At 37.5% G+C, this 12,041-nt stretch carries 15 protein-coding genes and 1 pseudogene; 6 read left to right on the top strand and 10 right to left on the bottom strand.

The genetic code is table 11. The annotated features are described in order from the left end of the window. Positions 1–77: 77 nt before the first annotated feature. Positions 78–536, bottom strand: coding sequence for a DUF4362 domain-containing protein (locus AB1280_RS19595; RefSeq protein WP_429756726.1), 459 nt, complete (start codon positions 534–536; stop codon positions 78–80). A gap of 285 nt (positions 537–821) precedes the next feature. Here AB1280_RS19595 and AB1280_RS19590 point away from each other — a divergent pair, with 285 nt between their 5' ends. Together AB1280_RS19590 and AB1280_RS19585 are read left to right on the top strand one after the other, a co-directional pair. Continuing rightward, the gene (locus AB1280_RS19590) at positions 822–2,231 is read left to right on the top strand and encodes an amino acid permease (RefSeq protein WP_272189030.1); all 1,410 of its coding nucleotides are present in this window, start codon (positions 822–824) and stop codon (positions 2,229–2,231) included. 345 nt (positions 2,232–2,576) lie between these two features. Next, a complete protein-coding gene (locus AB1280_RS19585) occupies positions 2,577–2,984 on the top strand; it encodes an exosporium protein D (protein WP_429756725.1) in 408 nt (135 codons plus the stop codon). 105 nt (positions 2,985–3,089) lie between these two features. Here the strand turns inward: AB1280_RS19585 and AB1280_RS19580 are convergent. From AB1280_RS19580 to AB1280_RS19560, 5 genes and pseudogenes are all read right to left on the bottom strand, one after another. Beyond that, positions 3,090–3,386: pseudogene (locus tag AB1280_RS19580) on the bottom strand (MerR family transcriptional regulator); the annotation flags it as partial. Positions 3,387–3,494: 108 nt separating this feature from the next. Further along, complete coding sequence (locus AB1280_RS19575) at positions 3,495–3,725, bottom strand: hypothetical protein (protein ID WP_429756724.1); 231 nt, start codon at positions 3,723–3,725, stop codon at positions 3,495–3,497. 89 nt (positions 3,726–3,814) lie between these two features. After that, positions 3,815–4,204 (bottom strand): hypothetical protein, encoded by a 390-nt coding sequence (locus tag AB1280_RS19570; protein WP_272189027.1) that lies wholly within the window; start codon positions 4,202–4,204, stop codon positions 3,815–3,817. 11 nt (positions 4,205–4,215) lie between these two features. Beyond that, positions 4,216–4,413: a helix-turn-helix transcriptional regulator gene (locus tag AB1280_RS19565; protein WP_429756723.1), complete on the bottom strand. Its 198-nt coding sequence runs from the start codon at positions 4,411–4,413 to the stop codon at positions 4,216–4,218. Between the two features lie 116 nt (positions 4,414–4,529). Further along, positions 4,530–5,543, bottom strand: coding sequence for a YeiH family protein (locus AB1280_RS19560; protein ID WP_429757372.1), 1,014 nt, complete (start codon positions 5,541–5,543; stop codon positions 4,530–4,532). Between the two features lie 286 nt (positions 5,544–5,829). Between AB1280_RS19560 and AB1280_RS19555 the strand changes: the two genes are divergently transcribed. From AB1280_RS19555 to abc-f, 4 genes are all read left to right on the top strand, one after another. Then, the gene (locus AB1280_RS19555) at positions 5,830–6,723 is read left to right on the top strand and encodes a LysR family transcriptional regulator (RefSeq protein ID WP_429757370.1); all 894 of its coding nucleotides are present in this window, start codon (positions 5,830–5,832) and stop codon (positions 6,721–6,723) included. Positions 6,724–6,773: 50 nt separating this feature from the next. Next, positions 6,774–7,133 (top strand): MerR family transcriptional regulator, encoded by a 360-nt coding sequence (locus AB1280_RS19550; protein WP_272189023.1) that lies wholly within the window; start codon positions 6,774–6,776, stop codon positions 7,131–7,133. A 6-nt stretch (positions 7,134–7,139) separates the two neighbouring features. Continuing rightward, positions 7,140–7,676 carry a flavodoxin family protein gene (locus tag AB1280_RS19545; protein ID WP_429756722.1) on the top strand — a complete coding sequence of 179 codons (537 nt, stop codon included), beginning with the start codon at positions 7,140–7,142 and terminating at the stop codon, positions 7,674–7,676. A 279-nt stretch (positions 7,677–7,955) separates the two neighbouring features. Beyond that, on the top strand, positions 7,956–9,593 hold the full coding sequence (gene abc-f, locus AB1280_RS19540; protein WP_429756721.1) for a ribosomal protection-like ABC-F family protein: 1,638 nt from the start codon (positions 7,956–7,958) through the stop codon (positions 9,591–9,593). 72 nt (positions 9,594–9,665) lie between these two features. Here abc-f and AB1280_RS19535 read toward each other — a convergent pair whose 3' ends face one another. From AB1280_RS19535 to AB1280_RS19520, 4 genes are all read right to left on the bottom strand, one after another. Beyond that, positions 9,666–10,373: a nitroreductase family protein gene (locus tag AB1280_RS19535; RefSeq protein WP_272189019.1), complete on the bottom strand. Its 708-nt coding sequence runs from the start codon at positions 10,371–10,373 to the stop codon at positions 9,666–9,668. 116 nt (positions 10,374–10,489) lie between these two features. Further along, entirely contained in the window at positions 10,490–10,906 is a 417-nt protein-coding gene (locus AB1280_RS19530) for an RrF2 family transcriptional regulator (protein WP_272189018.1), read from the bottom strand. Between the two features lie 110 nt (positions 10,907–11,016). Continuing rightward, complete coding sequence (locus tag AB1280_RS19525) at positions 11,017–11,331, bottom strand: heavy metal-binding domain-containing protein (protein WP_090915904.1); 315 nt, start codon at positions 11,329–11,331, stop codon at positions 11,017–11,019. A gap of 34 nt (positions 11,332–11,365) precedes the next feature. Then, positions 11,366–11,698 (bottom strand): DUF1904 family protein, encoded by a 333-nt coding sequence (locus tag AB1280_RS19520; RefSeq protein WP_272189017.1) that lies wholly within the window; start codon positions 11,696–11,698, stop codon positions 11,366–11,368. Between the last annotated feature and the right edge of the window lie 343 nt (positions 11,699–12,041).

Here is a 12,041-nt window from a genome sequence, read left to right as displayed (position 1 = left end):
AACAATTCGACACCCTTTCTACAAATTCAATATATAACAACAAAAAAGATGCTTATTTACTTAGCATCTTCCTACAGTTATTCATGACGTACCTCCAGCAAAAAATAGCTCACATTCTTACGATTTCCTTTACATTCACTTAATTTATAACTTACAGCTTCATCACTTTTTTCTTTCATAATCCCTTTACACACATCACTTTTTTTCCCTTTTTGACTTCCTCCAAATTTGTCGTTGGAATCATCAAAAAGATAGTTTATATTGATTCCATCATAATCTAACGTTTGAAAAATCGGATCTCCTTCATCTGTATAATATACAATACGAACTTTATCAGCTTTGCCATTTTTCACATGAGTTAGAAACTGCTGAAACTTATCTAAATTAGATTCTCCACCTATTTTTACGATGATATCACTCTTTTTATCAACCTTTGTTTCATCATTTTTTTGATTTCCCGTTTTTACAGAGGATAAACACCCCACCAAACCGCCTATATAGAATAAAAAACACAATAAGACAATTCCTTTTCTCATCTTAATCCTCTCCAGCCCATTTTGACTTTATCCCGCTATTCGCGGGCAGTAAGAAGTTCCGCTTTATACTACCATTCAAAATGAAATAACTTAGTGTAGCAACAAAAACACCTATACAAATATCGACAAGAAATTCATCTTTTTTGTATAGGTAGAATTTTCTAAAAAATTTGTATTTACAACACCCACTTTTCATATTACAATACGTTTAAAGATTCGACATTATACGACAAATCGAACTTAAAGTTCAGAATATTTTAACAACTAGAGGGTGGGGGAGCTTATATGGATCTATTTCGAAAAAAATCGATTTCTGCACTACTAGCGCAATCGCAGCAGAAAGGCGCTTCTTTAAAAAAGGAACTAGGCGCATTTGATTTAACAATGTTAGGAGTCGGCGCTATTATTGGAACAGGTATCTTCGTTCTTACCGGCGTTGCAGCAGCAAAACATGCAGGACCAGCACTTATTTTATCGTTTATTTTATCCGGTTTAGCCTGCGTATTTGCGGCATTATGTTACTCGGAATTCGCTTCAACTGTACCGGTGTCAGGTAGTGCATACACTTACAGCTATGCAACATTTGGAGAAATTATTGCTTGGATTTTAGGTTGGGACTTAATTCTAGAATACGGATTGGCATCCTCAGCCGTTGCATCTGGTTGGTCAGGATATTTCCAAGGATTATTATCTGGATTTGGGATTAAATTGCCACACGCTTTAACAAGCGCTTATAATCCGGCGGCTGGCACATACGTAGACGTACCAGCAATTTGTATCATTTTCATCATGACATTCTTATTAACAAGAGGCGCAAAAAAATCAGCTCGCTTCAATGCTATTATGGTAGCTATCAAAATATTTGTTGTTCTTCTATTCATCGGCGTTGGTGCTTTCTATGTAAAACCTGAGAACTGGACGCCATTCATGCCATTTGGCTTCTCTGGCGTAACAACTGGAGCAGCAACTGTATTCTTTGCTTATATCGGATTTGACGCTGTATCAACAGCTGCTGAAGAAGTAAAAAATCCACAACGTAATATGCCAATTGGTATTATTGCTTCCTTGGCAATCTGTACAATCTTATATATCGTTGTTTCATTAGTATTGACAGGAATCGTTCCCTACAACCAATTAGACGTAAAGAATCCTGTTGCATATGCTTTGCAATATATTCATCAAGATTGGGTTGCTGGACTTATCTCTTTAGGAGCAATTGCTGGGATTACAACAGTATTACTCGTTATGCTATATGGACAAACTCGTTTATTTTATGCAATGAGTCGTGATGGCTTACTACCAAAAGCACTTTCTCGTGTAAACCAAAAAACACAAACACCAGTTATGAACAGCTGGATTACAGCAGCTATGGTTGCTTTCTTTTCTGGATTCGTTCCATTGGACAAGCTAGCAGAATTAACAAACATCGGTACATTATTCGCATTTATCGTTGTATCAATCGGCGTTATCATCTTACGCAAAAAACAACCAGACCTGCCGCGTGCCTTTAAAGTACCATTCGTACCATTAGTTCCGATATTAGCAGTTCTATTCTGCGGATACTTAACATTACAACTTCCAGCAACAACATGGATCGGCTTTGTCGTTTGGTTAATTATCGGATTAGTTGTATATTTCAGCTATGGTTATAAAAATAGTACGTTGAGAGATGGTCAAAAAGAAGACGTTGCCTAAAGTGAAACTTCCTTCTGGGAGCGTTTTTTCCCCAGAAGGTTAGTTGAACCAATCGGGCCCTTACAGACGGTTTGTTTGTCTCTCTTCCTTACCTAACTTCTTACCGGCTGTTTGGGCGGGATAAAGTGAAACTTCCATTTTTATTTACCGCTTATTAGAGCGGGATAGCAAAGAAGCTGTTGTCCATTAAGGACAGCAGCTTCTTTTTATAGTGACATACGTCAAATCCATCTAGCTCAATCTTCAACTTAAACGAACAACTAGCTCGTCACGCATTGTCCACACGTGTTTTCTATTTAAGGAATACAATGTATCAAAAATAAAGAAAAGAGGTTTAATCCCAATATGCTTGATCATCATGACAAATTTAATGAAAAATCTCTTAAAGATGAATCAAATACTCCTAACTGTTTTGTTGAAAATCACATAATTGGATCGACAAATTCACCAGTGCTCGTTCTCGTACCAGAAGGCACTAGCCATCAGCCTGTTTTCCAAGATTTCACAGGGTCTCATAATAAAACATTACTTCAGCTAAGCTCTACCTCATTAAAAGGTAAAGATCCTGTCCCTTTGGCGATAACTATTATATCAAAAAGCCCTCGTAACCCTATTACTGCTATAATTACAGAAAGTACAAGAATATTTCAAGTAGAAAACTTTGAAAGCTTAAGTGTCTCAAATGTTGCTTCTACTCCAGGTGGATTGAATGTGTTTATCCAAAAAACGTTCTGTATCTACTGTGAGGAATAAAGAAAAAAACGAGATGTTACCCTAGCGCGACAACATCTCGTTTTTTTCTTTTTCGGGAGAATAACATACGAGAATGTGATCAGCGTATCTACACCGAAAACAATTCTCCATACGTGAAAACTTCTGCTGCTCTTCTCTTACGAACAGCAATTGCTGTTGTAAAAACTCTTTAACATTTACACGCTCTGTTTCTAACATATTCGTAATTTCTTTTAAGGCGAATCCCATTTCTTTTAAAAACAAAATCTGCTGTAATTTCAGCACATCACGTTCACTATATAATCGGTTTCCGCCTTCCGTCTTTCCGCTCGGCTCTAACAAACCAATTTGATCATAATACCGAAGTGTTCTTACTGTAACACCCGTTTCCTTCGTTAATTGCTGAATAGAAATCATTTCCACCACCCTCTCTTTTTCATTACAAAAGGTCACGTAGCGTTAGTTTTAAGAGGATTTATAAAAATAAAAAGCTGTTTACATCTAGGTTCGTGTAAACAGCTCTTATCGAAATCATTCGTATTCATCATCTTCAAGATTTTTTAGCTTTAGTTTCTCCCATGCACAAATCGCGAAAAAGATCGCACTACCAGTTGCCATAATCAGAAATTCCCAACCTGTTTTCCCTTTTGTTATCATGTCGTAAAATGTCCAAATTAACAGGCATGTACTGTAAAATATAAAAGTGTATCTAGAGGCTTTTCCTGTTATGTGCCATTCGTATTCATCGACCCGTCTTTTCATGCTTCATTTCTCCCTCAAAGTCATTATTCACTCTCTTAGAAGTTATTAAATTAATTACATACATTACTTTTTCAACATATAAATTGCTGCTACGCCCGCTTTCCAAATACCGTTGCAACACTAAAACTACCAGCCATCAAAACGCAGCACATAAGAAACATTTCTTGTATTGGTAACGTTTCTCTACCGACCGCTTTACTTATACAAATGTAGAAAATGAGAATAATAAATGACATCATAAAAGAAATATTTAAGTATCTCTTTATATTATCTTGTACCCGTTCATCAATCTCAGGAATTTCTTCACATTCAAACTTTTTCTTTTTGGAATAAGTGTATAAAATCACAAATACTATCGCTAAAACATTACTCAATAATACCGGTATCTTCGGTATAGAAGAATCCATCATAAATAATAGACCATCTCCTATAATTAACCCTAAAAAAGTCCCTATGTATAACGATTTATAACTTCCCATCACCATTCCCCCTATTCCAACGTAAAAATCTCCTCCACACTCATCTTAAAATACTTTGCAATCTTGAGCGACAACTCCAAACTCGGATTGTAATGATGATTTTCAATCGCAACAATGGTTTGGCGCGTCACTTTCATTGCTTTTGCCATCTCAACTTGCGTAATATGATTTTGTTTTCTTAATTCTTTAATTCTGTTTTGTACACTCATGGAATCCACCTTTAAAAAGTAAAGATATCTTTACTTTCATTATAAATATTTTCTAAAACAAGTAAAGATATCTTTACAAAATTTCCAATAAAAAGAGGACTTGCCCAGCAAGTCCTCTACACAAAATGTAACACATAAACAAGCGTATATCCAAGAACAGAAAGTAATACTGATCCAATTAGCCCTGCAACAAATGCTTTCGTTCCTAGCTTACGGAATGTCTTAAACTCTACATTTAAACCAAGCCCCGCCATGGCCATTGCCATAAGCATGTAGGAAATAACAACAATATCGCTTGCGATTTTTTCAGGTACAATTCCTAACGAATGAAACGCACTCACTGCTAAGAAGCCAAAAATAAACCATGGAATCGGAATGTCACGCCAAGATTTTTTTTGTCCTGTTTCTTCTCCGCGCTGAAACCATATGCCAATTAAAATTGCCACAGGTACAAGAAAGGCAACGCGCGTTAACTTCATAATGACCGCAATATCAACCGACTGACTTCCACCAGGTGCTGCCGCTGCAATGACATGAGCAATTTCATGCAACGTTGCCCCTGAAAAAACACCATACCCATACGGAGACAAGTTAAGCACAGGATACAGCAGTGTATATGCTAACGTGAAAATTGTCCCTAAAATCGCAACGATTGCTGCACTCACTGCAATCTCTTCATCCTTTGCTTTTACTTGCGGTCCAATTGCCACAACAGCAGCCGCCCCGCAAATCGCTGTTCCGCACGCTGTTAAAATGCCAAGCTTCTTCTCTACTTTACAAAAACGTGTTAATGCATATACAACAGTAAGCGTAAATATAATGACAATTGCAGCCATGACCAATACCTTTGGGCCCGCCTTCGCAATATCAACTAAATTTAATCGCATACCGAGTAATATAATCCCTAGACGCAGTAGTTTTTTACTTGCGAAATTCGTTCCGGCAATTGCTTGATTCGGTACACCGATTGCTGCTCTCCATATCATTCCGATTAGAATAGCAATTACCAATTGGCCCATAATATTTAAAAATGGAAGCTGCGCCAAATACTTTGCAACAATAGCGATCAGTAACGTAATCCCAATGCCCTGTGCGAATCCGAAACGCTTCTCCTTTTCTAACGCTATCATTTGATTCACTTTTTATCACTCCAATACCTATCTTGTAAACATGCATATTTGTTCTACTCTCATTATAAAAGTATTTTAATCATAAGTTTAATACTAATATGCTATCTCAATCATCAAGAAAACTTATGATAAAATAAAAAGAAAATCGGATGCGGCTCGTTCAGAATGGGAGGGGGATGGAGCTCCTGACAAAGAGGTGTATTGTGCCTCGGAGGAAGGCGCGAAGCCACCGATCATTCTAGCCGCAGGAGCTGGACAGAATAAAAAAACGAAAGGAATGATTCTCATCAACACCGACATTTTAAAAATTTTTGTAACAGTCGTAGAACAAAAACATTTTTCAAGAGCTGCCGAAATGTTGAACCTTTCCCAGCCAGGTGTAAGTATGCACATTCGCAATTTAGAAAATGAATTTGGTACAACACTCATTCAACGCTCACCAAAACATGTCCAAGTCACAGAAGCGGGAAACATTTTATACATACATGCAAAACAAATGCTTACACTGTACGAAGAAGCAAAACAAGAAATTAATGAACTTCATAATATCGTTACAGGGACACTGCGCATTGGCGCTAGTTTTACAATTGGAGAATATCTTCTTCCTAAAATATTAGCAAACTATGCAAAGGAACATCCACGCGTTGAAGTTCATACCTTTATCTCGAATACAGAAGAGGTATTACAGGGTGTTCGCTCGAATCAGCTAGATATTGGCTTAGTAGAAGGGCAAGTCATCTACACAGATGTAGACGTAGAATCATTTATGGAGGATGAAATGAAGCTAGTCGTTCCGCCAAATCATCCTCTGACGATGACAAACCCGATTCAGACAAACATGCTGCAAGATCAAGTATGGGTGCTCCGTGAAACCGGTTCAGGAACGAGAGCTTACAGCGACCGTTTTATTCACGACCATCATTTAAAAATGAAGCGTTACTTTACATTTAGCAGCATTCAAAGTGTAAAAGAAGCCGTTGCTGCCGGACTCGGCATTGCCATTTTATCAGACTGGACAGTGCGTAAGGAACTTCAAGCTGGTGAAGTATGTCACATCCCTGTGCCAAACGAAAAGCTCATGCGCCCGTTCTCCATTATACGGGGAAAATATTTTATTCCTTCTAAAGCGATTCAAGTCTTTTTAGACCATGTGCAAAACTTTGCGAATCAACATCGTTGACCTTTACACTAGTGTCAGGGTTTAAAATGTGAAATGAAGGAGTGATAGATTTGCGCATCGGAGAATTATCGAAACATACAGGCGTAAGCGAACGGTCACTACGGCATTACGAAGATAAAGGCTTACTGACTTCAAAACGACTTGCAAATGGCTATCGTGATTTTGATGAAACAACCATTGAGCAAGTAAAGCTTATTCAAATGTATTTACAGCTTGGACTAAATTTAGAAGAGACCGCTAAAATGCTGCGCTGTTTAGAAATAGAGCCGCACTTATACGATAACCCGTGCAGCAGTATCATCACACTTTACGAAGATAAGCTTGCGGAAGTAAAAAAGCAGATTTCGTTACTTTCTCATATCGAAGCGAATTTACAAAAACATATTAATTTTTTAAACGAAAGGAATTGATATACGATGTTCGTTTTACACGGCAGTTCACGTCCACATGGGAATACAGAACAATTAACACATATGCTGTTAGAAGGCGTCCAAACTGAAGAAGTATATTTACGCAATCATACAATCCAACCAATTACAGATCAGCGCCACGATGCGGAGGGCTTTCAACCAATTGATGATGATTACGAAGGCATCATTAAAAGAATGCTTGAGCATGATACAATTGTCTTTGCAACGCCGCTTTATTGGTACGGTATGAGCGGATATATGAAAAACTTTGTCGATCGCTGGTCACAAAGCTTACGAGATGCATCCCTTCATTTCAAAGAACGTATGAAAGATAAGAAATTGTATGTTGTCATTGTCGGCGGCGACAATCCAAAGTTAAAAGCACTTCCGCTCATTGCACAGTTTCAATACATTTTTGACTTTGTCGGCGCTTCTTTTGAAGGTTATATAATTGGATCTGCCAATGCACCAGGAGAGATTGTGAATGACAAAGAAACAACCGAAAAGGCAAAACTATATAATCAAATTTTCAAGAAAAATTAACAGAATGATTTGACAAATGCACACCCAAATGCATACAATAAAGGTGAAATTATGAAAGGAAGGTACATCGGCCAATGAAGTTCTAATTCTCTTTTTTATTCATCCATCACAAATAGTGAACCAAAATGATGAAAACTAGAAGAGGATTAGTATGCCCTTTTGTCGATAACTTTCTTTTGACAGGAACATGTAAAAATACGTGTACAGTTTTTTGTACATCTCCTTTTACATACTACGGGTGAAATATGTCCTCTCTAGTGAAACTAGGGAGGTTTTTTTATGACCATTTTAACAGCACGAAACATTGAAAAAAGCTTTGGTGATCACACTTTATTTACGTTACAAGCACTTGATATCTATGCGCACGACCGCATTGGAATCGTCGGTGTAAACGGCGCCGGGAAATCAACGCTATTACAAATATTAAGTAAGGAAATAGCACCTGATGCAGGAACGATTACTCATTACGGTTCAATCGCCACCATTCCGCAGTTCCATGAGGAGACATTAGAAACAGCCTCTTCTCTTGCAAAAGGACAATGGGGCATTTCTCACATCACAACAAATATGAGCGGCGGCGAACGCGGACGTTTAAAAATTGCTCATGCTCTTGAACAAGAAGCAGCTATCTTATTTGCTGATGAACCGACAAGTCATCTTGATATGCATGGTACAGAACAACTAGAACAGGCATTACAATCTTATAAAGGAGCGATCATTTTAATTTCTCATGACCGCGCCTTATTGGACGCCATTTGTACAAAGATGATCGAAATTGAAGATGGTACCGTTCGGGAATATAAAGGAAATTACACAAACTACCGGGAGCAAAAGCAGCAACAAAAGAAGCGCCAGCAAGCAGAATATGAAAAATATACGAAAGAAAGACAACGTTTAGAAACGGCAATCGCCAGCAGACAACAGCGGGCTTCTGGTATGACAAAAATCCCAACGCGCTTTTCTTCTTATGAATCTTGTCTATACAAATCCGGAGCAGCTTATAGCCAAGGCAACGTTCAAAAAGCCGCAAAAGCACTAGAAACAAGATTAGAGCAATTAGAAAAGAAAGAAAAACCAAAAGAAATTGTGCATACAAAATTTGATATACAATACCATGCACCCATTCATAGTAAAACGGCCCTGCAATTAAATAAAGTTACGAAAAAAATCGGCAGCCGCACCCTCTTTCACAACATAAATGGAAGTATAACTCCAGGTGCAAAACTTGCGATTCTCGGAAAAAACGGAAGTGGAAAAACAACGCTATTTCATCTTATTCAAGCAAAGGAACGAGGAATTCAGCTTTCAAAAAGCTGTAAAATTGGTTACTTTGAACAAACATTAGCTATTTTACAAAACGACAAAACCATTTTACAAAACATAATGGAAGAAACGCGTTATGACGAATCTTTCGTACGAACAATTCTTGCGCGCCTCTTATTTCGAAGAGAAGATGTTTATAAACGAGTAAACGTATTAAGCGGCGGCGAACGTGTAAAGGTCGCACTAGCAAAAATCTTCTTAGGAGACTATAATCTTCTTCTTCTTGATGAACCGACAAACTATTTAGACCTTGCTACGCAAGAAGAACTAGAGCACATGCTGAAAGATTATCCTGGTACTGTGTTGTTCATTAGTCATGACCGCACCTTCGTTCATAAAATTGCTGACCACATTTTACACCTAGATGAGAACGAACCACGGATCTTTCAAGGAAATTACGAGCAGTATACGAAACGAACTGAACAATCTTCTATCAATCCAGCAGAGCAAGAACTACTACGTCTGCAAACAAAATTAACAGAAGTAATTGGACGCATTTCGATGCCAGGGCGTCACGATGATGTGATTGTTCTGGAAAGTGAATATGAGCAATTACTGCGCGAAATTAAAGAATGCAAAAAAGCTGTCCTCTGATATAACGGCGCTTCGACAATATTAGACACACTAAAGAGGGCTGACCAAAGTCAGCCCCGTTTTTTCTTCCGATTAAAATTTATTCCAAGTTAACACATCATCAAGTGGAAGACGAACTTTTTCAAATCCAGCCTGCATCGCTTTCCCTACACAAATTAACATAACAGGTTCAAGATTTTCTGGAACACAGAAAGCTTCTACAAATTTCTGCGGATGGAAACCACCAATTGGTACAGTATCAAAACCTTTTGCTTTTGCCGCTAACATAAGCTGCATCGCTACTAAACCACCATCAATCATCGCCACGCGAGTAGCTTGTTCATTAGAGAATTTTCCGTAGTTTTCAACAATCGAATTAACATAGAAACTCTTCGTTTCTTCTGTCATTCTTCCTTTTTTCACCACTTCTCCGTAAATTTTCTCCGCATTTTTATAGGCCTGTTTATCTCCTAAAACAGCAATGACAATAGATGCATCGACAATTTGTTTTTGATTGTTTGCGATTGGTAATAACTCTTCTTTCGCTGCTTCATCTTGCACAACAAGAAATCTCCATGATTGCAAGTTTGACGATGACGGAGCTAAAGTTGCGAGCTCTAAAATTTCACGAATATCTTTTTCATCCATTTTAAAATGTGGATCATAATGACGTACAGATTGGCGCTCCTTAGCGATAGTAAAGAAATCTGTGTCCGTAATTTCTTTTGGAGCTTCCGTATGAGTATTAAGCTCATGGATTTTATTCAAATATTCTTCTGTTGCCGATTTTTTTGCTGACATCATTTTTCTCCCCTTTAACTGTTCTGATTTTAAGAACAGTATATTCTTTTAACTGTTCCTTTGTCAAGAACAGTTAATGATAAAAAAATAAAACGAAAACTACAGTTCCGTTTTATTTATTCTTTAGGAAGTAAATCAGCTAGTTTTTTCTTTGCCAGTCCATCTACAAGCCATCTTTCCATTTCATCTCTTAATTCATATAACGCTGAACATGTTGAAGGAGAAAAACATTCTTTCTCATCTACATCAAGAAATCCTTTTGAATACGGATCTGCTCTTATCGCATCATAAACTTCTACTAATGTAATTTCATTTGCTGCTCTAGCTAAATAATAACCGCCATCTCGTCCTTCTTTCGCTACAATCAGTTCTGCTTTAACTAAATGAGTAAGGATTTTTCTTAAAAAGAGTGGCTTTGTTCCTAACTTTTCAGCCATAACTGCACTAGGACAAATACCATCATAATCCGCTAGTACTAATAAAGATTGCACAGCAAGTCCGAACCATTTCGTACTTGAAACCTTCTCTTTCATTCGTTTTCACCTCTCTATTAGTCTAAACGATTTCGCTGAAAAGACAACTTAAAGTCCATATGAAAAGAACCCCTCCTCCTAGTTGAGAAAGGGTTCATAAAATCATTCTCTTATCGAACTTTAACTGCCGTTCCGCTTACAGCTACCATTAACATGCCTTCGCGAACTACTTCATAATCAACATCAATGCCAACAATCGCGTTTGCACCTTTTTGCGCTGCAAGCTGCTTCATTTCTTCCATTGCAATATCACGTGCTTCTTTTAGCTTACTTTCATAAGCACCAGAACGGCCGCCAACAACGTCACGAACAGAAGCAAATAAGTCACGAACGATATTCGCCCCCATAATTGCTTCGCCGTTTACAATATCAATATATTCTTCAATTTCTTTTCCTTGAATAACAGAAGTTGTTGTAACGATCATATCTAATTCCTCCTATGTATAAAAGTTTATAGCCTTAACTTGCACAATGCTTTCCGTTAATATAATACGCTGATTCTGTGAAAACCGTAAACACAACCTCTACTTCAGGAAGTCCGAAATCCATTAAATACGTAGTAATGGCCTTAGCAAATAGATCGCGAGTTTCCTGCCCTCGCTCGAACCATTTCACTTCAATAAGAGGAAACGCCTCTACTTCTTCCCCATTATATACAAATGTAGAACTTGGTAGTTCTAACGTAAAATTATCTGTACCACACTCACAAATCTCTGCGAGCTCTTCTACTAATGGTTTACTTATATCCTTTAATTGTTCAGTAGTAATTCCACGAAACACAACATGTGGCATGTAAATCCCTCCAATAAATTTATCCTACATTAACAATGCATTAAACCCTCCACCTCAAGATTCAAAGAAAACCAAAAAAGATAGGTGGAGGATAAAGCCCCCACTGATGGAAGTTCACTTTATTTGCCCACATCATAGCACAATTTATTTTATTTCACCAGAACAGACAAAGACATTTCAGTGACAGTTTCAAGAAACACAATATCTTTATTTGTTAATAAGATTTTTTAAAATAAACATTTGAAATCCCCCAAAGTATCCCTGCTTTTAAGCTAGATTTTTTCAACTGTTTTTTGTTTCTAAATATTCTTCTGTTCCACTTAGTCTTTTTTTAAACTCTTTG

The sequence above is a fragment of the Bacillus sp. S10(2024) genome (assembly GCF_050473865.1).
In the GTDB taxonomy this organism is placed as follows: domain Bacteria; phylum Bacillota; class Bacilli; order Bacillales; family Bacillaceae_G; genus Bacillus_A.
Note: the sequence above shows the minus strand (reverse complement) of the source record. Positions and strands in the feature narration are given on the sequence as shown.